This window comes from Paenibacillus mesophilus, assembly GCF_005938385.1.
Taxonomy (GTDB): domain Bacteria; phylum Bacillota; class Bacilli; order Paenibacillales; family NBRC-103111; genus Paenibacillus_AB; species Paenibacillus_AB mesophilus.
The window spans coordinates 514,018-535,960 of sequence record NZ_VCRA01000002.1; the positions used below are offsets into that span (position 1 = coordinate 514,018).

At 54.4% G+C, this 21,943-nt stretch carries 17 protein-coding genes and 1 other annotated feature; of the genes, 13 read left to right on the forward strand and 4 right to left on the reverse strand.

Annotated features, from left to right (window positions below; genetic code table 11):
- Positions 1-13 precede the first annotated feature (13 nt).
- Positions 14-1,657, reverse strand: coding sequence for an aldehyde dehydrogenase family protein (locus FE783_RS05015; RefSeq protein WP_138878223.1), 1,644 nt, complete (start codon positions 1,655-1,657; stop codon positions 14-16).
- A gap of 79 nt (positions 1,658-1,736) precedes the next feature.
- Positions 1,737-2,774, reverse strand: a complete 1,038-nt coding sequence (locus tag FE783_RS05020) for a LacI family DNA-binding transcriptional regulator (protein ID WP_158301633.1) — start codon at positions 2,772-2,774, stop codon at positions 1,737-1,739.
- A gap of 152 nt (positions 2,775-2,926) precedes the next feature.
- On the opposite strand from FE783_RS05020, the gene FE783_RS05025 reads away from it, so the two are divergent.
- The 9 genes from FE783_RS05025 (at position 2,927) to FE783_RS05065 (ending at position 14,557) form a co-directional block, all read left to right on the forward strand.
- Entirely contained in the window at positions 2,927-4,486 is a 1,560-nt protein-coding gene (locus tag FE783_RS05025) for an FAD-dependent oxidoreductase (protein WP_138878225.1), read from the forward strand.
- A 20-nt stretch (positions 4,487-4,506) separates the two neighbouring features.
- The gene (locus FE783_RS05030) at positions 4,507-5,811 is read left to right on the forward strand and encodes an ABC transporter substrate-binding protein (protein ID WP_158301634.1); all 1,305 of its coding nucleotides are present in this window, start codon (positions 4,507-4,509) and stop codon (positions 5,809-5,811) included.
- Between the two features lie 69 nt (positions 5,812-5,880).
- Entirely contained in the window at positions 5,881-7,737 is a 1,857-nt protein-coding gene (locus FE783_RS05035; protein WP_138878227.1) for a right-handed parallel beta-helix repeat-containing protein, read from the forward strand.
- A gap of 149 nt (positions 7,738-7,886) precedes the next feature.
- Positions 7,887-8,885 carry a beta-ketoacyl-ACP synthase III gene (locus FE783_RS05040; RefSeq protein ID WP_138878228.1) on the forward strand — a complete coding sequence of 333 codons (999 nt, stop codon included), beginning with the start codon at positions 7,887-7,889 and terminating at the stop codon, positions 8,883-8,885.
- The gene (locus FE783_RS05045) at positions 8,875-10,158 is read left to right on the forward strand and encodes an ATP-grasp domain-containing protein (RefSeq protein WP_138878229.1); all 1,284 of its coding nucleotides are present in this window, start codon (positions 8,875-8,877) and stop codon (positions 10,156-10,158) included. Before FE783_RS05040 ends, FE783_RS05045 begins: the two co-directional genes overlap by 11 nt.
- Positions 10,155-11,144, forward strand: a complete 990-nt coding sequence (locus FE783_RS05050) for an NAD-dependent epimerase/dehydratase family protein (RefSeq protein ID WP_138878230.1) — start codon at positions 10,155-10,157, stop codon at positions 11,142-11,144. The genes FE783_RS05045 and FE783_RS05050 overlap by 4 nt, the downstream gene beginning before the upstream one ends.
- A gap of 23 nt (positions 11,145-11,167) precedes the next feature.
- Entirely contained in the window at positions 11,168-12,073 is a 906-nt protein-coding gene (locus tag FE783_RS05055) for an MBL fold metallo-hydrolase (protein ID WP_138878231.1), read from the forward strand.
- Positions 12,070-13,425: a F390 synthetase-related protein gene (locus FE783_RS05060; RefSeq protein WP_238402860.1), complete on the forward strand. Its 1,356-nt coding sequence runs from the start codon at positions 12,070-12,072 to the stop codon at positions 13,423-13,425. Before FE783_RS05055 ends, FE783_RS05060 begins: the two co-directional genes overlap by 4 nt.
- Complete coding sequence (locus FE783_RS05065; protein ID WP_138878232.1) at positions 13,397-14,557, forward strand: GNAT family N-acetyltransferase; 1,161 nt, start codon at positions 13,397-13,399, stop codon at positions 14,555-14,557. Before FE783_RS05060 ends, FE783_RS05065 begins: the two co-directional genes overlap by 29 nt.
- Before the next feature lie 32 nt (positions 14,558-14,589).
- Here FE783_RS05065 and FE783_RS37900 read toward each other — a convergent pair whose 3' ends face one another.
- Positions 14,590-14,757 carry a hypothetical protein gene (locus FE783_RS37900; protein WP_202916126.1) on the reverse strand — a complete coding sequence of 56 codons (168 nt, stop codon included), beginning with the start codon at positions 14,755-14,757 and terminating at the stop codon, positions 14,590-14,592.
- Between the two features lie 117 nt (positions 14,758-14,874).
- Positions 14,875-15,128 (forward strand) — a binding site (T-box leader).
- An 80-nt stretch (positions 15,129-15,208) separates the two neighbouring features.
- On the opposite strand from FE783_RS37900, the gene FE783_RS05070 reads away from it, so the two are divergent.
- Complete coding sequence (locus FE783_RS05070) at positions 15,209-16,888, forward strand: glutamine--tRNA ligase/YqeY domain fusion protein (RefSeq protein ID WP_138878233.1); 1,680 nt, start codon at positions 15,209-15,211, stop codon at positions 16,886-16,888.
- Between the two features lie 64 nt (positions 16,889-16,952).
- Here FE783_RS05070 and FE783_RS05075 read toward each other — a convergent pair whose 3' ends face one another.
- Positions 16,953-17,795: an AraC family transcriptional regulator gene (locus FE783_RS05075; protein ID WP_138878234.1), complete on the reverse strand. Its 843-nt coding sequence runs from the start codon at positions 17,793-17,795 to the stop codon at positions 16,953-16,955.
- 229 nt (positions 17,796-18,024) lie between these two features.
- Here FE783_RS05075 and FE783_RS05080 point away from each other — a divergent pair, with 229 nt between their 5' ends.
- From FE783_RS05080 to FE783_RS05090, 3 genes are all read left to right on the forward strand, one after another.
- Positions 18,025-18,795, forward strand: a complete 771-nt coding sequence (locus FE783_RS05080; protein WP_138878235.1) for a TIM barrel protein — start codon at positions 18,025-18,027, stop codon at positions 18,793-18,795.
- A 26-nt stretch (positions 18,796-18,821) separates the two neighbouring features.
- Positions 18,822-19,796, forward strand: a complete 975-nt coding sequence (locus tag FE783_RS05085) for a Gfo/Idh/MocA family protein (RefSeq protein WP_138878236.1) — start codon at positions 18,822-18,824, stop codon at positions 19,794-19,796.
- A 297-nt stretch (positions 19,797-20,093) separates the two neighbouring features.
- Entirely contained in the window at positions 20,094-21,923 is a 1,830-nt protein-coding gene (locus FE783_RS05090) for a fibronectin type III domain-containing protein (RefSeq protein WP_138878237.1), read from the forward strand.
- Positions 21,924-21,943: the final 20 nt, after the last annotated feature.

The window sequence follows — 21,943 nt, forward strand, 5'->3', positions numbered from 1 at the left end:
AACGACACCGCCGTCACACCGTTTTCTCCGCGTATGTCAATTCCATCCATCGTTGTGCCGTTTTTAACGTCTTTCGTTTCAAGGAAAAGTCGATGAGAGATTTGCCGCTTATGCCGAGCATCATTTTGATTTGTCCGTTCTCGACCGCCGTGACGAATTTCCCTTCGTCGTACTTCAGCTTCAAAATGTCGTGACATTGTCGAACCTCGATATGTCCCGAAAGCGTACTCGTATTTGCCGCCTGTGCTTCCTCCATTCTTTCTCTCGTCTTCCCGTCTATTTGGAGCGGATCTATCCCATAGGCAATAACCAGTCTCCATGGAATCACATAGCCTACGATCCCATAGTCGTGGTTATATACGGATTTGGCTACCGACCTCATATAATGGCGCAGTTCTTCCTCCGTCGATTCGTCTTTTCCGCCGGTTTTATATTTCTCGTGCTGCTCCGAAGCGGATTTTACGACGTCTTTGCCGGTCTTTCGTTTGTCCCCGGCTTTTTTGCCGCGCATAAAATCAGACGCATTGCCCCCGATATTGGCAAGTTGTCGGGTTACCATAAGCGTGGAAGCCGAACTGAAAGCTGGCAATATGACATCCAGTCCTTTTAACTGCGGCACCATTTTTTCCAGGTCCACGATTCCTTTATTCCACAAATGCGAGGCCACTCCGATATATTTAAGCGGCTCCTCTACATTGAAATGGAGCTCCACCGTGTCCTGTTTGATTTTGACTAGCGTAACCTCTCCAAGCCGGATGTTTCCCGCGTAGTATGCAAGCTTGAAGCCGGTTTTCGTTTCTTCGACTACCGGTTTTGCACGATCGAGCGTTTCTTTGAATTGTTCCATCTTCGCATTCTTCTTGAGCTCGATCAAGTGTTGAGCCAATCTCTCCTGCTCGAACGTTTCCATAAAATCGGTCGGCTCGAAATTGCTTCCGCGCCCGTCAGCCATTGCGTTCATCGCGTTCATAATTCTTCTCATTACGTGTTCCTTCGTGGATGGACGAAGCGTATCATTGCTGTCCACCATCTGAATCATTTGTCCCAAATAGTTGACCAGCTTATTCAAAGCGGCTTGGGCTTCGGACAATGTCATCGTATCGGCGATTTTGTCCGCCGCCTCCACGAATTTACTTTCCCAAGGCTCCTCCAGCTCGAGGTCTTCGATATGTTCATCGATGGCTTCCTCGTATTCATCCTCAAAGTCGATATCGAGATCCTGCTTAATATCCCGCATCTTCTTCCAGTGCATATCTCTGTCCAATCGCGTTGTTTTCGAATCGGTCAAGTGCCCCAACTGACGGCTGTCGGGATCGTACGTTTCCATCGTTTCGTAGTTGACGTAATACGCCCCGGGCTTCATTGAAAACTCGTCAATGTCCCATTTGGCTTGAATATGCAGGCCGCTGCGACCCGCAGGAGCGTCCGTCACTTTCGGCACTGTTTTCGGCGTCTGCGAGGGGAGTGGGGATGAGCGGATCAACTGGCCGACGGAGCGGTTTCCGATCGTTCTCTGCAAGTGCATGACGGTGTTCGCAGTAAGCAGCGGGGGGCGCCGGTTCGAACTTTGTGCCGTCAAGGACGGAGCACGGCGCTCCTTCGACTCCGCTTGTTTTGCGAAGCCCGATGGATGTGATGCTTTCGTGCCTTGCTTCATTCCGAATCGACCCTCTCCTGATTTGATGAGAAGTGCTTAGCCCCCAAATTATACCATAATTCAGGCGCGGTGAACCGGATCAAATCGACTTTACAGTCGTCCCCTCATAATAGCCGCCCTGCAGCAAAGTATGCTCATAAGGAAGATGCGGATTCGCCATTCGCCACAACATGCGTTCGGCGGCGCGGATTCCCGATTCCCGGATCATGAGCGTCGGCCGCGATAGCTCGGGGACGAAGGCGTTCTCGGCATGCGCCAGACTGATCAGCGAAACGTCGTCGGGTATTCGTTTGCCGAGCATGCTGCAGGCGTGATAGATCCAGACGAGCTCGTGATTGATCGCGCTCAAGATGGCTGATGGCTGGAATTGCCGCAGCTTCTCGACCAACTGGGCGGACCATGTTTCTTGACCTCCCAGTCCCCCCGTCATATGTTCGTTCGGGTTCACGTGAATCCCGCCCTCTTTCATCGCGCTCAAGAAAGACTGCCATCGCAATATAAACCCTCTATGGATGTCAATATTCCCGATATACATGATCCGTCTATGTCCTTTGGACAGCAGATGCCGCACCGATTGATGAATCGCGGTCCCGACATCCCATACGACGCTATCGACCTTGGCCGCAGGACCCGGGAAGTTGATCAGTATACGGGGGATCGAATACTGCAGCAAATGCGCTTCCTGAGCCTGTCCGATCATCGGCGTAACAAAAACGCCGTCACAATATTCAAACTGGTGCGTTTTGGACCACTGAAGCAATGTATCTGGCTCAAGGCGGTATGGAATCGTCACCGTTTCGATGGAATGGCCGTATTCCGACAGCTTCTCCTGCAGCCCGCTTAAGATGAGATGCACCAAATCAAACGTTTCATATTTGTCGGAAACAACCATTTTGAACCTGGCAGGCTTTTGGGGGTGGAGCGGAATCCGTTCGACCGCGTGAACACGCTCTTGATCCTTCGTCCGGTACCCGATCTCCTGGGCCACTTTATGGACTTGATTCCGAGTCTCCTCGGACATGCCGGGCAAACCGCGCAAAGCTTTGGAAACCGTATGAACCGACAGTCCCGAGTGCCGGGACAAATCTTGCAGCGTGACTGTTTTCTTCTTCCGCATCCGAAATCTCCTTCGATTTTTCATCGTATTACCTTTGATTTTAATTAAAATGAAAGTATTCTTCAACTGGAAATAAAGCTTTGATTTAAATAAAATCGAGTTGAAACCGGATATAAAAACAAACTAACAGAAGCAGCAAGGGGAGGAGAACCATGCGCATCATCGATTTCAGCAAGATCAAGTACGATGCCGAACCCGCCGTCGAAACGAACCCGTTAACGATTAACGCCGATTTATGTATTTTCGGGGGAAGCTCGGCCGGAATTGCCGCTGCGATCCAAGCTCGCCGGATGGGGATGAAAGTCGTCATGGTCGAGTCCAGCCGTCATTTGGGCGGACTGACGACAGGCGGATTAGGCGCGACGGACATTGGCAACAAAGCTGCGATTGGGGGGATTGCCCGACATTTTTACAGCGAGGTCGGCAACCATTATGGAAGCACAGAGCCGGATGGAACCCAATGGACATTCGAACCGGGCACGGCCAAACAAATTTACATGAACTGGCTGGAGGCTGCGGATGTTCCCGTTTACTTCCATCAACGGTTGAAGAAAGTAGACATGCAGAACGGGAAAATATCGCGGCTGATCATGACAAACGGCAGCGAGTTCAGCGCAGCGGCCTTTATTGACGCCTCGTATGAAGGAGATTTGCTGGCAGGCGCCGGAGTCGATTATCATGTCGGACGGGAAGCGAACTCGGTATACCGGGAAACGCTGAATGGCGTTCATTACGGGCATCCGAACCATAATTTCAAAGCTTGGGTCGATCCTTACAGGGTCCCGGGAAAACCGGACAGCGGCTTGATCCCGGGTGTGACGGATGCTCCCGTACTGCGGCAAGGAGATGGCGACGCTAGTGTGCAAGCTTACAATTTCCGCATATGTCTGACGAATGTGCCGGCCAATCGAATCCCGTTCCCGCAGCCGCCCGGCTACGATCCCGACACCTATACGCTGCTTGCCAGGTACATTCAGGCGGGAGTGTGGGACGCACTGCGCCTGCACAAAATGATGCCGAACGGGAAAACCGATCTGAACAACTTCGGTGGGGTTTCCACCGATTATATCGGGGGCGGCGACCATTGGCCGGAAGGCGATCCGCTCACCCGGGAACGGCTGTTTCAAGATCATCTGCGGTACAACTTGGGGATGCTGTATTTTCTAAGCCATGACGAACGGGTACCGGAATCGATACGCCGGGAAGTCGGCGAGTGGGGGCTTCCTGCGGACGAATATTCGGACAGCGGGCACTTTACTCCGCAACTATACGTCCGGGAAGCGCGCCGGATGATTTCGGAGGTCGTCATGACCGAGCATCATTGCCGTGGATATGACGTTGTGGACGACCCGGTCGGATTGGCGGCGTATACAATGGATTCCCATAACTGCCGCAGGCTCGTCATCGACGGGAGATGCATCAACGAAGGAAATGTGGAGGTAGCTCCCAGCTCGCCTTATCCGATATCGTATCGCGCGATCGTACCGAAAGGGGAGCAATGCACGAACCTGCTCGTTCCCATCTGTTTGTCCTCCTCGCATATCGCCTTCGGCTCGATCCGTATGGAGCCGGTGTTCATGATCTTGGGACAATCGGCGGCGACGGCGGCTGCGCTCGCTCTGGAAGCAGGCTGCGCCGTACAGGAAGTCGACTATTCAAAGCTGCGGAAGAAGCTGCTCGCAGACAAACAAGTTCTGGAATGGAAGAAATGAGAAAAATGGGGGATTTGCGGATGACAGCAACAAGAAAATATGGCCGAGCGGGCTGCATTCTGGCGATTGGTGCGTCACTACTCGCCGCCTGTTCGCAAGACGGAGGAGAGAAGCGGAAATCACCCGGGGACGAAGCAAGTGCTGTCCCCGGCGCCGCGCTAACATCGCCCGTCACGCTTCACTATTATACGAATGACAACACCAAATGGCTGGAGCTCGAGAAACAGCTGATCGCGAAGAAATATCCGAACGTCACGCTGAAAGTAACGCTGGAAGCGGATCAAAAAATGGATAAGCTGGTAGCCGCCGGAGAGCTGCCCGACTTCCTCTCGTTCAGTCTCGGCTCGTTCTGGGATTTGAAAAGCTATGGCCTTATTTCCGATATGGCACCGCTAATGAAGAAATACAAGTTCGACGAAAGCCGCTTTATCCCGGGCGTACTGGAAAGCGTGCGGTCCTACTCGGAAACCGGCGAAATGCAGTTTCTGCCGTTCGAGCTCAACAGCAACGTCCTTTTCTACAATAAAGCGATATTCGACAAATTCGGCGTTTCGTATCCGCGTGACGGGATGACCTGGGAGGAACTGTACGAGCTGGCGCGAAAAGTGTCGCGCAAAGAAAACGGCACGGAGTATAAGGGATTTATTTTCCAGCATCAAAATCTCGTCTGGAAAAACCAGCTTGGCTTGCCCTTCGTCGATCCGAAAACGAGCAGGGCGGCGATCAATACGGCGGAATGGAAAAAATGGCTGGAGGTGATGGGTGGCTTTTATTTTCTTCCGAACAACGACTACAAAAACTTAAGCTTCTACAAAGACCAGACGATCGCGATGTGGACCGGGGCGAACATCATATCGTCCGTTATCGAAGCTTCGGCCTCTACCGGATTGAACTGGGACGTAGTGTCATTGCCGCAGTTCGGCGGTGGAACGAGCGGCGGGACGCAGATGATAGCGCCGTTCTATGCGGTTCCTCCGGGAAGCAAGCATAAGGATGAAGCGTTTCAGGTGATTTCTTACCTGCTGTCGGAAGAAGTACAGATCGCCAAGGCTAAGCAGGGCAAAGTTCCGATCGTCAACAGCCCGGCGGCGACGCAAGCGTTTGCCGAGGAGTTGAAGGGCGTTTCCGGTAAAAACATGGGGGCTTTCCTGAAGGATAAAATCGGCAAGCCGGCAGTCGTGACGAAATACGACGGCATCGCCAAAGATGTATTCTACAAGACGGCTCTCGGCAAAGATTTCTACAGCCAAACGAAAGACGTCAATACGATTCTTCGCGAGGTGGAAGAAGAAATCAATCGGAAGATCAAGGAAGCCCAGAAGTAATTCATACAACATTTCGGGCGGTGACAAATCATTTGTAAGCACTTACAATAATAAAGGAGCGAATGCCACATGTCCCAAGAGCGCAAAATCAGCAGAAGAAAACTGTTGGCCGCCATAGGCATGACCGGCGCCGCAGCGGCAATGTACGCCACATCGATCGGCAATGCGGACGGGAAGGGAGAAGGCGTTCAGAAATCGGTGTATGGCAAAGGCGGCAAGCACGGGCTAATGTTCGCCGAATCAAGCCTTGCAACGACAATTGCAGAGCTGCGCGCGGAAACGAGTCCGCTGGAAGGTGTCGTCTATTACGTCATCGATGCCGGACAAGAGGGGCCGTTTCTGTACGATCCGGCCGATACGACATCCGCAGACAACACCGGCACTATTGTAGTTTCCGTATCCGGAGCGCGATTCAAACGAATCCGGGATGCGGGATACGTCGATGTAAGGTGGTTCGGAGCGAAAGGAGACGGGGTGACCGACGATACCGAAGCGATCAATCGGGCGATCGGAGACGGCGGAGTGACAGTGCATATCCCGAAGGGGACTTATATGATCCACGCCGATGCCACGTCTTCCGGACAGCTCAATGCGGGAGTTCAGGCCAAGGACGACACCACGATCGTCATTAGCCCGGGTGCGATTCTGAAAGCCAAACCGACCGCTTCCAATCGATATACGATCATCAATATTTTCGGAAAGCGGAACGTGACGGTGGAAGGCGGAGGCAGCATTGTCGGAGAACGCAACGAGCATCTCGGCACGACGGGAGAATGGGGATACGGCATCGCCATCGGCGGTTCGGATCTGGTGCTTATACGCGATATCCGGATCATAGACTGCTGGGGCGACGGAGCGGTTCTCGGCTCCTACCAGGGGAAGACGAACGTATCCCGCAACGTGACTTTCCGAAACGTGCGCTGCGATAACAACCGCAGGCAAGGCGTCAGTGTCATTGCCGCGGAAGGCGTGCTTCTCAGCGAATGTTATTTCGGCAATACGAACGGCACGCTTCCCCAAGCCGGCATCGATATCGAGCCGGATTCGGGCACGGCCGTTGCGGGCGTCGTCATTACAGGATGTTTGTTCGAGAACAACGCCGGCGGTAACTTGGTCCTGAACGGTATGAACGGGCCGGTCAAGCACGTTATCGTCGAATCGAGCCGGTTCCGCGGTCCGAATGGCGGAATTACCTCCCAGCAGGCGCACGATGTCCGGATCAGCGGCAATTGGATCGATACCCCGGCAAGGAGCATCCATATCAACAAAAGCAGCAACCACATCGTCGAAGGCAATCAAATTCAAAACAGTTCGGATCGTGGCATCGATGTAAGATTTTCTTCGTCCGTCGTCATGGCGGGCAATCACTTCTACAATATCGGATCGAACAGCGCGCGGCTCAGTCAATCGAACCATTGTCTATTCGAAGGCAACGTAATCGACGAATGCGGGAAAACGACCAACAGCTGCGATGTGATCGTAACGTCCTCCGCCAGCTATAACAGCATTCAAGGCAATACGATCCGCAATCGACTGAAGCATGCCGGCAAAGCGATATCGGCAAGCGGTGCCACGATCGTTCTCGCTGCCGAGGCATCCGCCGCAAACGACGAATACAACGGCATGCTGATCACGGTTACCGGAGGGACGGGCATCGGGCAGAGACGGAAAATCGTCTCGTACAACGGGGCGAGCAAGACCGCGACATGCAGCGCGAACTGGTCGATCGCACCCGATGCGACATCGGAATACGAGATCCGTTATGGATCGGCGAATGCGATTCTCATTACGACACCGGCGGAAAAGTACAATACGATTCACGGCAATCAGCTGTTGTTCGGCACGACTTCGCCCGAATCGAACGGTATTAACGATATGGGAACCGGAACGTCGATCCAAAACAATGTCGCTTTCGCGACAATATAGGGAGAAGACAGGCGATGCTTGATGCATTGCCTTTTTTTCGTTTAGGAGACCGGGGCTTAGAAAAAGATAGTACTTCCTCTGTGCGCTAATTCCATTACAATACAAGTAGCCGACATCATGGAGTTTGACGACGGAAAGTAGAGGTGCGTATGCAAAATCGCAAAGTACGAATCGCCGGAACGGGCAAATATTTACCGAAGCGCCGGGTCACCGACTCGGATATGGATGCCGCTCTCGGTGTACCGGATGGCTGGGTACGCAAAAAAACGAACGTGGTCGAACGTTATTTCATAGAGGATGAAACCGCCTCGCAGATGGGGGCGAAGGCGGCCTATGCCGCACTGGATGCGGCAGGACTTACATTCGCGGATATCGATTGCCTCGTCTGTACGAGCGGCACGATGGAACAGCCGATTCCTTGCACGGCCGCCTTGATACAGGAAGCGATGGGACAGCGGCAGTCCGGCGTGCCTGCCTTCGACATCAACTCGACCTGCCTCAGCTTCGTGGCGGGGCTCGATGTGATGTCCTACATGGTTGCGGCGGGTAGGTACCGGCATGTACTGCTGGTCGCGACCGAAGTTGCGTCGAAAGGGTTAAACTGGCGGCATAAGGAGAGCGCCGCTCTGTTCGGCGACGGAGCGGCGGCAGCTGTCATCGGACCTTCGGGACCGAAAGATTCGTCGCGTATTTTATATGCCGCTATGGAGACGTACAGCGCAGGAGCCCATTTATCGGAAATACGCGGAGGCGGCAGCGCAAGGCATGCCGCGGCTTACGCGGCCGATACCGCCGACCATTATTTGTTCGATATGAACGGAGATGCGCTGTTCCGGATGGCTTCGCAGAAGCTGCCGGATTTTCTGAACAGGCTGCTGGCCGGGGCCGGCTGCGGGCTCGACCGCATCAAGCTTGTCGTCCCGCATCAAGGGAGCGCGATGGCGATGAGGCTGCTTGCCCGCAAGCTGGGAATAGAAGAAGGGAAGCTGATGTGCATTACTCCGAACCATGGCAATACGATCGCGGCTTCGATCCCGATGGGATTGCACGAAGCGATTCGCGGCGGCATGATCGAGCGCGGGGATCGGGTGCTGCTGCTCGGCACGTCAGCCGGCATGACGTTGGGAGGCGTAGTGCTTGACTATTAGGCTTGATGCGGGGAAGCGCGAAGGGCATGGCAAACCGTCAAAGCGACCGAAGGTGCTCATTACCGGAGGACGGGCGCCTGTCGCTCTGGAGATGGCCCGAATGCTTGCCGAGGCCGGCTGCGAGGTGCATGCCGCGGAAAGCTTGCGGTTTCATTTGTGCCGCGTCTCGAAAGCCGTCACGAGCAGTACTCATGTTCCGAGCCCGGCATGGGACACGGAAGGATTTCTGAGCGGACTCGAGCGGATCGTCAGGAGGGAAGGAATCGACTGGATCGTACCGACTTGTGAAGAAATCTTCTATGTCTCTTCCGGTCTGGAACGGCTCGAACGATTATGCCGCGTATTCGCGGCGCCGCTCGGCCAGCTGCGACGGCTGCACAGCAAGTGGTTATTCATTCGGCGGGCTGAGGAGCTCGGCTTTGCCGTACCCGCAACCCGCTTGCTTGCCAGTCCGGCGGAGTGGAGCGATACGATGGCTCGTACGATACCGGAATGGGCGGACGGCGTCGTACTGAAGCCGGAGTTTTCCCGCTCCGGCACCAAGGTGCGCATCATCCGCCAAGAAACGGGCGGACGCGGAGTCTACGGTTCAGTCGGGCAATCGGCTAACTTGATCGATAGACGGAAATCGCCGGTCCCGGAAGGAAGCGGCTATCCATGGGTAGCACAGCAATATATTCGCGGACAAGGCTTATGCACTTATAGCATCGTGCATGACGGCAAGCTGGCGGCCCACGCCGCATATGCCGTCACTTATTCGGTCCGCGGCGGAGCCTGCTTTTATTTCGAGCCGTTGAACGATCCGAGGCTGAAGGAGTGGGTGCGGACGTTTGCCCGGCACGAGCGTTTTACCGGGCAGCTTGCCTTCGATTTCATCGAGTCGGCGGACGGCGTTCTGTATCCGATCGAATGCAATCCGCGGGCGACAAGCGGCATCCATTTATTCGGACCTGAGGACCGTCTGGCCGATGCCTTGTTCGATCCGGATTCGCTCGGCGATACGATTGTCGAGCCGCAGCCGACGACGCGGAAAATGCTGGCCGTGCCGATGCTCGCCTTGGGATGGAAAAACGGCGGCCCTGGACGAAGCTTGCTGATATGGCTGCGGAAGCTCGCTTCGGCGCGCGATGTCGTATACCGGCGGGACGATCCGCGGCCTTTCCGCGAGCAGCTGCTGCTCCTGAACGAATTGCGCCGGATCGCCCGCGCCCGCGGCCAGACGATGATGGAGGCGTCGACCTGCGATATCGAATGGAATGGGGGCTTGCTATGAAGGCACTCGTGACGGGCGGAACCGGATTTCTCGGGAGACGGCTCGCCATGGCGCTGCACGACGATGGCTGGGACGTGACCGCTGTCGGAAGGCGTCCGGCCAAGGGCGAGGAGCTGCGGCGGCAAGGCATCCGTTTCGTGCAGGCGGATTTGCGGGATCGGGAAAGTATTTCAGCCGCATGTGCCGGTCAAGACGCGGTCTTTCACTGCGGCGCCCTGTCCGCCTCATGGGGCGCTTACTCCGCATTTTATGAGAGCAACGTACGGGGCACGGAGCATGTCATTGCCGGGTGCAGGAGGCATGAGGTAGCGAGGCTAGTTCATGTATCCACTCCGAGCGTCTATTTCGGCGGCACGAACAGGATTAACGTTCGGGAATCGGACCCATTGCCCGCCCGTCAAGCGAGTCCTTATGCGGAAACGAAGCGACTCGCTGAGCTGGCGGTGCTGGATGCTTGCGCGCAAGGCTTGCCGGCGGTCATTATCCGCCCGCGTGCGCTGTTCGGCCCGGAGGACGCTTCGATTATACCCCGGTTGATCGAAGCCAATGCAACTCGCGGTATTCCGCTTATCGACGGCGGTACGGCGTTAATCGACCTGACTTATGTCGATAATGCCGTGCAGGCGATGCTGCTTTGCCAGGCCGCACCGGAGTCCGTAGTCGGGAACATTTACAATATATCGAACGGTGAACCGATGCCGTTCGCCGAAGCGGTCGACTTGCTATTCGGTCTGCTGAAGCTTCCGGTGCGGTACAGACCGCTGCCGTTTGCAGCGGCATATGCGGCGGCCGCGCTCATGGAGCTGTCGGCAAGGCTGCTTCCCGGCGATCGGGAGCCGCTCTTGACCCGGGCCATGGCGGGCATGCTTGGCCGCAGTCAGACGCTGGACATCGGCGCGGCCCGGCGCGAGCTCGGCTATTCGCCGAACGTAACGGTGCGGGAGGGCATGCAGGCTTATGCCCGGTGGAGGAGCAATCAGCATTAGTGCGAGGAGGTGAGCAACGGACCATGAAGGATTGGCGGCAGGACATGCATCAAGACGATAATGGGAAGCTCCCTTTGCAGCTGTCGCAGAAAGTCGGTCTGCGGCTGTTCGCGGCCGGCTACTGCACACATCCCGAATGGGTGACAATTCGTGGAGGTTCGTTACGCAATTGCCGTATTCCGGCTCTATTCGCTTGTATCGAGCATCCGACATTCGGCACGGTGCTGGTCGACACCGGCTATTCCGGGAGATTTTTGCGGGAAACGGACCGTCTGCCCGGCAGATTGTATCGAGCCGTTACGCCGGTCTTCTTTCGCGAGGAGGACAGCGCCGCGCGCCAGCTTGAACATTGCGGAATCACAGCAGAGCAAGTGCGCGTGATCATTATTACGCATTTCCATGCCGACCATATAGCCGGATCGAAAGACTTTCCGAACGCGCAATTCGTATACTTGCCGAAGGCTTACGACGCAGTGAAACGATTACGCGGCTTGGCCGCTTTGCGCAGGGCGTTCCTGCCGGGCCTGCTGCCGGATCGATTCGAGGAGCGGTCGAGACCGATCCGGCCGGACGCGCGAATTGCGCTGCCTCCCGAGATTCCGTTTCCCTATGCGCTGGACGCGCTCGGAGACGGCAGCGTGCTTGCGGTCGAGCTTCCGGGGCATGCCGACGGGCAGATCGGGCTGCTGATGGCGACAGAGAGGCACGACTACTTGCTATGCGCCGATGCGGCCTGGTCGGGTAGAGCGGTTCGCGAGAACCGGCCGCCGCATCCGATCGCCGGCCTTATTATGCCGGACCGGCGTCAATACGCGGACAGCTTCCGGAAGCTTGTCGAGCTGAAGCGTCGCTTTCCGAAGCTTCGCCTCGTCGCGTCGCATTGTCCGGAAGTTTGGCGAGAATGGGTTCCGGGCGGTGAGCCGCTATGAATATGGAAACGTTGGACCGATTGGCCGTGTTATACCGGTATTGGCTGACACGACGTCATAGCAGCCGCTGGGCGGATCGGGCATCGCTCGAACGATGGCAAGAAAAACGTGTAAGAGCCCATTTGAAGCGAGTGAGGAGCGAATCTCCATTTTACCGGGAGCTGTGGGGAGAACGGGACCTTTCGCGATGGCGGGAGCTGCCCGTGATCGACAAAGCCGCGATGATGGAGCATTTCGACCGGCTGAATACGGCCGGCATCCGCAAGGACGATGCTTTTGCTCTTGCGCTGCGGGCTGAACGAACGCGCGATTTTACGCCGATGATGGACGGTATTACGATCGGTCTGTCGTCGGGAACGTCGGGCAGCCGCGGACTGTTTCTAGTCAGCAAGGAAGAACGGCTGGCCTGGGCGGGAGCGGTGCTGGCCAAGGTGCTGCCCGGATCGATCGCGGACGATCATCGTATCGCGTTCTTTTTACGCGCGGACAGCAATTTGTACGGAACGGTCGGCGGGGGAAGGCTGCAGTTCGTCTTCTACGATTTGCTCGATCCGGTGGCGCAGCATCTGGCCCGTCTCGCGAGACAGCAGCCGACCTTGCTCGCTGCGCCGCCGTCGATGCTGCGGCTGCTGGCCGAGAGCCGTAAGACGGGGAAGCTCGATATTCGTCCCGAACGGATCGTCTCGGTAGCAGAGTCGCTGGATCCGCTCGACCGTAGCTTTATCGAGGAGGCGTTCGGACAAACCTTGCATCAGGTGTACCAATGCACCGAAGGTTTTCTCGGCTCTACCTGCGCACTTGGGACGATCCATATTCATGAAGATATCGTCTGTATTCAGAAAGAGTACGTTGACCCCGGGCAGTCGAAGTTCGTTCCGATCGTCACCGACTTCTCCAGACGGACCCAGCCGATTGTCCGATACAGGCTGAACGATCTACTGACCGAACGCGACGGCCCTTGTCCGTGCGGATCGCCGTTCATGGCCATACAATCGATCGAAGGCCGCTGCGACGATCTGTACTATTTTCCTTCACTGGACGGCAAAGGGTGGGTACGGGTCTTTCCGGATTTCATAACGAGAGCCGTGCTTGGAGCATCCTCGGAAATCGAGGAATATCAGGTCGTGCTCCATGCACCGGATCTGATGAGTATTCATTTGCGCGTTCGTCAGGATGCCCGGGCGGTTACGTGCGAGCACGTAGCGAAAGCGATGGCCGGATTGTGCGCGCGAATGGGCTGCCGCACTCCCGAGATCGAATTCGCCGATTATTCATTTGTGCCGGGAAGCAAGAAGCTGAGACGGGTAGAAAGGAGATTCGCTTTTGAACCGAATCCCGACCTTATTCGATAAACAATCGTTTGAGCGGATCGACTGGCCCGAGACGCCGGAAGGCGACTACGCAAAGCGCTTCCTGCTCCCGCTATTCCGGCAGCCGGTTGAAACTTATGTTCCCAACATTAGCACGACCGTTTACGCTCTCCGGTTAGATCGGACTGTTTTGCCGGTGACGGTTAACGATGCCGAGTACGGCAACTCCTATGTATGCTCGCCGTTTACGCACTATGCAAGCTATGCCCGTCAGGAGCTGTACTTTCTGAAATCCGGCACGGCGCGATTCGTGTTGAGCGGCGTGCTCCATGCTCTGGGTTTGTTGCTTAGAGCAAGCCGATTCAACCGGGCAGTTCATGTCAACAACTGGCTGCTTTCTACGAATCTGTATCCGGAAATGACCGCACAAGAGACGGATGGGGCGATCAAGCTGCTGCTCGACCAATTTCCGCGGCATACGATCATTTTCCGCTCCTTATGCCGAACGATCAACGGCGATCTGATAGACCGCCTGCAGCGAAAAGGCTTCCGGCTCGTACCGAGCAGACAAATTTATTTATGGCGGGAGAAGGGCCCGCAAGCGCCCAATGCGAAAGCCCGCTGGTTGTTGAAACGCGATTATGCGCTATTGGAGAAGCACGGGTATGAAGCGATCGGTCCGGAAATGCTGACGGCCGCGGATATGCCAAGGCTGGCGGAGCTGTATCGCGCGCTTTACTTGGATAAATATTCGTATTACAATCCGCAATTCGGCGAAGCTTTTCTGGAGCTGGCCCACAGCGGGAAGCTGCTGCAGCTGCATGCACTGCGTCATACAAAAAGCGGCCGCCTCGATGCCGTACTCGGCTATTACTGCCGCGACGGAATCATGACGACCCCCATATTCGGCTATGACACCTCGCTGCCGCAGGTAACCGGCTTGTACCGTATGCTGTCCGCCGTACTTCTCGGCATTGCCGGATCGAACTGCCACCTGCTGCATGAAAGCTCGGGAGCCGCGCAGTTCAAACGAAACCGTGGAGCGGCAGCCGAGATCGAGTACAGCGCGGTTTACGACCGCCATCTGCCGTTCGATCGCCGGGCTAGCTGGATGCTGCTGGAGAAGCTGTTGAACGGCATCGGAGTGCCGATGCTTGAGAAATACAAACTGTAATGTCCGGATTGCTCATCGTCCGCAGCCGGTTGTTAATTCTTCGATAAGCCCGCGGCCGCTTCCTTGGCTTGCTCCGTTACATCCAGTGCCATTTCGGCTGCTTTGACGGCCCAATTGCGCACGGTTTTTCTCGCTTGCGGCGAAATAGCCAGCAGGATGACCGCTGCGCCTAAAGCTGCTGCTATCGGGGATTTGATCATTTCCTGTACCTCCTCGGACATGGAATCATTCTCGAATTATGCTTTCCAACCGTTTCCGTTTTTTATGCAAAGTATTGTTGGCAAACCTAATCATGTTTGTTATCATATAAAGAATATTCAAACGCGATGACGAGAAGAGTACGGAAAACCGTTCTTGCACAGAGAGCTCCAACCGCTGAAAAGGAGCCAAGAACTTTTTCCCGAACCAAGCCTCCGAGCGGCGCGTCGGAACCGAAGGAGGGGATGGCGTGACGGGAGCTCCCGTTATAGAGCTAGGGTATAAGCATTGCGTGCAATGCCGTACTCGAAGAGGTTAATATGGCGACATATTAATGAACCTGGGGTGGTACCACGAAAATTTCGTCCCCAAGACTTAAAGTCTTGGAGGTGAAGTTTTTTTTATTTGTACACCGGATTGCCATTCATCCAAGTTCATTAGGAGGAGCCGACCGTGGAAAACGAGAACGAACGCTCAAACGATCATTTTTTAGTCAAGCTCATCGATGAGGAGCTTGAAGCGAAGCCATTCGGCAGAGAGATGTGCACGCGATTTCCGCCCGAGCCTAACGGCTATCTTCATATCGGAAGCGCCTACGCCATTCACACGAATTACTCGGTCGCCCGGAAATATAACGGAACGTTTCATTTGCGCTTCGACGATACGAATCCTCTCAAAGAGGACATCGAGTATGTGAACGCGATTATCGAAGACATCAAGTGGCTCGGCTACGATTCGGGACCTCATATTTACTACGGTTCGGACTATTCGGACGAAATCTATAACGCCGCAGTCGCCTTGATCAAGCGCGGGAAAGCTTACGTCTGCGATTTGACTCCGGAGGAGGTAACCGAGTATCGGGGGACTTTGACGGAACCGGGCAAAGACAGTCCTTATCGGAACAGGTCGGTCGATGAAAACCTGGAGCTGTTCGCGGACATGAAGAATGGCGTATACCCGGCCGCCTCGAAAGTTGTTCGCGCCAAAATCGATATGAGCTCGCCGAATATCAATTTGCGAGACCCGGTTATTTATCGAATTGTTTACGCGGAGCACTACAGGACGGGCTCACAATGGTGCATTTATCCGATGTACGATTTCGCCCATCCGATCCAAGATGCGATCGAGGGCATCACCTATTCGTTATGCTCGATCGAATTCAAGGATCACCGGCCATTGTACGAATGGGTCTTAAAGGAGCTTGCGATCCCCGAGCCTCCGCGGCAAAGGGAGTTCGGCCGGCTGAGCTTGACGGGCGTCGTGACAAGCAAACGGTTTTTGCGGCAGCTGGTGGAAGGGGGTTACGTGGACGGCTGGGACGATCCCAGACTTCCGACGCTCCGGGGCTTACGAAGAAGAGGCTTCACGCCGGACAGCATACGCCGATTTATTGACGAGATCGGCAGCATCCGAACCCAGAGTACGGTGGACATCTCGCTTCTGGACCATTGTCTCAGACAAGATCTCAAATATAAAACGGTTAGCGTGATGACGGTCCTAAAGCCTTTGAAGGTTGTCATTACGAACTATCCGGATGATGCCGCGGAACTGCTGACGATTGAAAACAACAGCGAGAACGAGGCGCTGGGGACAAGAGAAGTTCCTTTCTCCAAAACGATATACATCGAGAGGGACGACTTTAGCGAGCAGCCGCCCAAAGGCTTTCACCGGCTTAGTCCGAATGCCGAGGTCAGGCTGAAAGGCGCCTATTTCATCAAGTGCGAGGAAGTAATCAAAGACCCTGCAACTGGTGAAATTACGGAGCTTCGCTGTACGTACGATCCGCTTACGAAGAGCGGTACGGGATTTACCGGGCGCAAGGTGAAGGGGACGATTCACTGGGTTTCGGCGGACCATGCCGTAAAGGCATATATTCATCTATACGAGAAGCTGCTGCTTGATACGAGCATTCCGGAGGAGGACGGCGGGGATTGGACGGATTCGATCAATCCGGACTCGCTTGTTATCGTGAAGGATGCTTTAATGGAGCCTGCCGCCCGGCATGCCCGACCGGAACAAAGGCTTCAATTTTTCCGACACGGCTATTTTACAGCGGATAAGAAGCATACTACCGGCGGACGGCTTGTGTTTAACCGCATCGTACCGTTGAAAGATACATGGAATAGGAAATAAGGCATATGCAAAAGTAACTTAACCATGGAGAACCGCCAATCGATCATTGGCGGTTTCTTGACGTTTAGCCGGATGGATAAAGCTTCGCTTTATACTGGCCCGGCGTGATGCCGTGAACGCGTTTGAAGGCACGGATAAAGTAATTGGCTTCCATCCCGAGCGCGGTAGCGATGTCTTGAATGCTCATATCGAGACCGAGCAGCTGCAGCGATTTCTCGAAGCGGATATCGTCCAAATATTGATGCATCGTGACGCCGTACGCTTGTTTGAATAAACGGTTCATATGCTGCACGGTGTACCCGAGACTTTGAGCATACTCGGCCAGCAGGATCGGTTCGGCATAATGCTCGCGGATCATCTTGGCCGCCAGCTTGATGGCGTTCTCGTTGTTTTTCGCCGGGGTCGACGCCTCTCGACGGAATGACGATTGCTTCAGTACTTCAAGCAGCAGCTCGTAGAGCAGCGCGGACATTCTCCAGTCCTTGTCCGGAGGATTGTCCCGTACAAGCTGAAAGATATTGTCGAATAACGGCCAGATCGCTTCCGTCGATTGTAGCGGTATCGTCTCCATAGCCGGCAAATTCATCGTTTTCAGCAGATCGCTCAGGCCGGGTCCCATAATCGTGACGAAGCCGTGCATCCAAGTCGTATCGGGATGGGGGTAGTAAGTATGCGGCACTCGCGCGGGTAGGATGCATGCCTGATTGTCCGCAAGCGTCCATTCTTTGCCGTTATGCAGCGTCTGAAACTGGCCGCTTCCCGAACGGTTGACGAAAAGATGCAGTACCGGAAACCCTTCGAGCCTTATAATTTTCTTCTGCTGGATGAGGCCGGTATTGTACAGCTGGAGGGGGATATTGCCGAGACTTGCGTCGCCTGCGAGATACGGATGTCTCCAATGAAGCATGTGCGGAGCTCTCCTCTCCAAAAATGTTCAATTCGTGCTATTCATCTTCAAAAAAGCAGATTGTTTTCGATTTCGTGACGATGATAAGATAGGCATGAACAAACCGGATACAAGCGGGATAAGGGCTGGAGTGCTTCACGGCAATAATAGCGGAACGTGTTTTATTTGTCCAGTAATTCGACAAGAGACGATAACGTCATTCCGGTGTAGAGTGAAGGAGGAGAGCTTGTTGAAGTACGCAATAAGTGCAGGCGCTTACAAAGGAAAAAATGTGATTGAATTACTGGAGAAGGTGGCGGAGCACGGTTTTCACGGTCTGGAATATTTAAGCTGGAAATCGGTGCAGGATGTACGAGAGCTGGTGAAGGCGCAGGAACGTCTCGGAGTAGGGATCAGCGCGGTATGCACCACCTTTTTCAATTTGGTTGACGGTTCCAAGAGCGAGCAATACTTGGACGGACTTAGGCATACGCTGGCATTTTGCAAGGAAGCGGGAACGCCAAGCATCATTACGCAGACCGGTCAGGAGATGCCGGGAATCTCGCGCGAGAAGCAAAAAAACGATATGATGGAAACTTTGAAGCGCTGCGCCGTCTTGTGCGAAGAAGCGGGCGTGGTGCTCGAATTGGAGCCGTTGAACGGTCTTGTCAATCATCCCGGTCATTTCCTCCAATATTCCGATGAATCGGCCGAAGTGATCGACAGGGTCGGCAGCCCGTTCATTAAGCTTGTGTTCGATGTGTATCATCAGCAAATTACCGAAGGCAACGTAATCCGCAACGCTGTCGCTTACATCGATCGCATCCATCATTTTCATATAGCCGATAATCCGGGGAGGAAGCAGCCGGGAACGGGCGAGCTGAATTATTTGAATATTTTGAAAGCGATCAAACAAACCGGATTCGACGGGTTTGTCGCCCTCGAATGCGGGTATACGATCGACACGGATGAAGCGCTTCACCAGTTCAAACGGGATATTGTCCGCCATGTGGAGCAATAACCGAATAAGGAAGGGATGAGAGAAGGATGACGTTAAAGCTCGGTTTTATCGGAACGGGTGGAGTAGCCAAAGCGCATATTGCAAATTTGGCGGCGATCGAAGGGGCGGAAATTACCGCTTTTTGCGACTTGCAGCTGGAGCGCGCCGAAGCGGCGGCGCGCGAGTGGTCGGATGCGAAAGCATACTCGGCGATCGTCGACATGCTGGACGACCGGAAGCTGGATGCCGCATTCGTGTGTCTGCCGCCAATGGCGCACGGGGAGGCTGAGCGTGCGTTGATCGAGCGCGGAATTCCATTCATGGTGGAGAAGCCGCTCGGCGTCGATAACGAGCTGCCGCGACAGCTGGCGGCGCAGATTGCCGAGAAGGGGCTCATTACATCCGTAGGGTACCAGTGGCGTTATATTCAATCGCTGGACGAAGCGAAGCAGTTCCTGGATTCCAGCCGCATCGGGATGTCGCTCGGCTGCTGGCTCGGCAGCATGCCGAAAGTGCCGTGGTGGCGGGTGCAGCATTTGTCGGGAGGACAGTTCGTCGAGCAGACGACGCATATAACGGATCTGCTTCGATACTTGTGCGGCGAAGTAATTGAAGTTTATGCGGCGTACGGCCACCGTATCATGCATGAGCTCGAGGAAGGCACCGATGTGGCCGATGTAGGTACGGTCACGATGAAGCTGGCCAACGGCAGTGTGGCGACCATCTCTAATACGTGTTTAATTCCTGCGGGGCATCAAACGGGATTGAACGTATATACCGATCAAGGCGTACTGGAAGTGAAAGCGAATGGCAGCAGGGTCATTAGAACGAAAGAAGACGCCTCGGCACACTTCGCGATTACGCAAAATCCGCGCTTGTTCGAAGATACGTCATTTCTTGATGCGGTTCGCACAGGTGACCAATCGTTGATCAAGTCGTCCTACGCGGATTCACTGAAAACGCATGAGGTAACGGTTGCGGCTAACATGTCGGCTGCAACTGGCAAGCCTGTAAAGCTATAAACTGCATGAAGGCAAGCTCGTCGGTATAATACCGGCGAGTTTTTTTGCGCAAGGAATTTAGGCGCAGCTAATTTCTGTGGATAACGGGGGCTCCCCCAGAAATACCAGGAATAATCTACGAAGCAGATCCTCACTTCTAGGGGATTATTTTGTGTTAAAGAATGTTTAAGTTCGCAATTCCGATTGGAAAAAAAATGAAGCTGCCGATATAATGAGACTTAAGAACTATTTATCATCCATGCAATGATACTTTGGTATGAATTCCTATTAATAGGAATAATTGAGAGGATGTTCATCATGATTAAGAAGATGCTTGTACTTGTCTTATTCATCATGGCTATAATACTCGTCGGCATTCAATATGTATCCCCAACCGCGGCTGCCGCTGCTCCTCAAACGTTGAGCATTCTTGGAGCCCAAGGAACTACGGGAGCGACCGATCCGTATACCGAATTCTCGCTGGACAACGGACAAACCTGGCGCCGTGCGTTTCTGTATGCCGGGCATCCATGGGGGAACGTGGAAGGGACCAATAATTGGATCAATTGCGGCCCCACCGGCTCTGACTGTGCGGGAATGCAAGTTCTTTACCGCGTCCGCTTCACTATGCCTGACGAATTCTCCAACCCGCAAACGGTATTCCAGTTCAAAGCCGACAATGCCATAACAGTCGCACTGAATAACACCAACGTATCCAGTATTACGACGGAAGGTACGGTAACCGGCAATACATACGTCAATAGCGCACTTAAACCGGGCTTAAACGAGATCGGAATGGTTCTCTACGATTACGGCGGGTTGACAGGCTTCAATTATAAAGTCTCGATCCAGATTGACGCGGCATCCAGTCCTACGCTGGTAATGGCGCCTCCTTCCGTATTACCCGCGCCGACATTCACCGGCAGCCCGGTGCTACCGACAAAAGGTAACGTGAGCGTGACGATCGTCTACCCGGCCGATGCCGCGGTGAAGGAGTACAGCTTCAATCAATCCGATTGGTTTCCATATGCTTCGGCGGTCACAATGACGAATAACGGAACGATCTATGCCCGATGGAAAGATTCGCTGGGCGTTGTGTCCGACACGGGAACGTTTGCCGTATCCAATATAGACAGAACGGCTCCGGCTGCGCCAACTTTGAGCGCCACGCCGACTACGCCGACGAATGGCGACGTAAGTGTGACGATCTCGTACCCCGGCGACTCGGTATCGAATAAATACCGGGTCGGAGCAGGCGGGGAGAACGTTTATTCCGGGGCGATTACCCTTTCCGTAAACGATGTCGTCTATGCCTTTGCGGTCGACGCGGCCGGGAATACGAGCGCTTACGGATCGATCGCTGTAACCAATATTGATAAATCGGCGCCGCCGATGCCAACTCTCGCTGCGGATATTACGAAACCGACCCATAGCAACGTTCATGTTACCTTTTCGAATTGGGGCGATGCCACGGTAAAACAATACCGCATTAACGGAGGCTCCTGGCAAGCCGCTACCGATACTTCCCAGGTAGCCATGACGGCCAATGGAACAGTCGAAGCAAGGGGGATGGATAGTGTAGGGAACGAATCGGCTATAGGCACGATCGTGATCGGCAACATAGTGGCGGATCCGAATCCGCTCAAGGTTACAGTCGCAGCGGTAAGTCCGAATGGGACGGAAATGATCTTGCAATTCAATCACGTGTTGGATCTCCACACGACGCTATCAAAAGAAAAATTTCATTTGAATGGAGCGGCAGCCTCCATAAGCCGCGCAAATTACGTTTCGAATCAAGTCGTCTTGTTGATACTGTCGAGCCCTGCCGTTGCAACCGACGCTGCACAGCCAATCACACTGGATGTCGATTACGAAGCCGTCAAGGATCAGGGAGGCAAGTCGATTTTGGAATGGAGAGAGCTTCCTGTGAAATCCTCTCAGGAAACTTACCAGTTAAGAGAACAATTGAAATCAAACACTCCCGGCAATCCTGCTCCTGCTCCTGCAATCCGGATCGACCATGTCGTGAGGTATATGCGTCAATCTCCGCAGGATGTTACGGGTGACGGCATCTTTGACCGAAATGATATTTTATTTATATTGCTGCAAATCGATAGTCTGGCCGTGGGAATGACCTCATCTCCATAGCCGGCATGACCATGAACCGG

Bases quoted from the DNA above. Each gene is read 5' to 3' on its own strand.
- FE783_RS05015 (WP_138878223.1), bottom strand. From the start codon at position 1,657: ATGAAGCAAGGCACGAAAGCATCACATCCATCGGGCTTCGCAAAACAA.
- FE783_RS05020 (WP_158301633.1), bottom strand. From the start codon at position 2,774: ATGCGGAAGAAGAAAACAGTCACGCTGCAAGATTTGTCCCGGCACTCG.
- FE783_RS05025 (WP_138878225.1), top strand. From the start codon at position 2,927: ATGCGCATCATCGATTTCAGCAAGATCAAGTACGATGCCGAACCCGCC.
- FE783_RS05030 (WP_158301634.1), top strand. From the start codon at position 4,507: ATGACAGCAACAAGAAAATATGGCCGAGCGGGCTGCATTCTGGCGATT.
- FE783_RS05035 (WP_138878227.1), top strand. From the start codon at position 5,881: ATGTCCCAAGAGCGCAAAATCAGCAGAAGAAAACTGTTGGCCGCCATA.
- FE783_RS05040 (WP_138878228.1), top strand. From the start codon at position 7,887: ATGCAAAATCGCAAAGTACGAATCGCCGGAACGGGCAAATATTTACCG.
- FE783_RS05050 (WP_138878230.1), top strand. From the start codon at position 10,155: ATGAAGGCACTCGTGACGGGCGGAACCGGATTTCTCGGGAGACGGCTC.
- FE783_RS05055 (WP_138878231.1), top strand. From the start codon at position 11,168: ATGAAGGATTGGCGGCAGGACATGCATCAAGACGATAATGGGAAGCTC.
- FE783_RS05060 (WP_238402860.1), top strand. From the start codon at position 12,070: ATGAATATGGAAACGTTGGACCGATTGGCCGTGTTATACCGGTATTGG.
- FE783_RS37900 (WP_202916126.1), bottom strand. From the start codon at position 14,757: ATGATCAAATCCCCGATAGCAGCAGCTTTAGGCGCAGCGGTCATCCTG.
- FE783_RS05075 (WP_138878234.1), bottom strand. From the start codon at position 17,795: ATGCTTCATTGGAGACATCCGTATCTCGCAGGCGACGCAAGTCTCGGC.
- FE783_RS05085 (WP_138878236.1), top strand. From the start codon at position 18,822: ATGACGTTAAAGCTCGGTTTTATCGGAACGGGTGGAGTAGCCAAAGCG.
- FE783_RS05090 (WP_138878237.1), top strand. From the start codon at position 20,094: ATGATTAAGAAGATGCTTGTACTTGTCTTATTCATCATGGCTATAATA.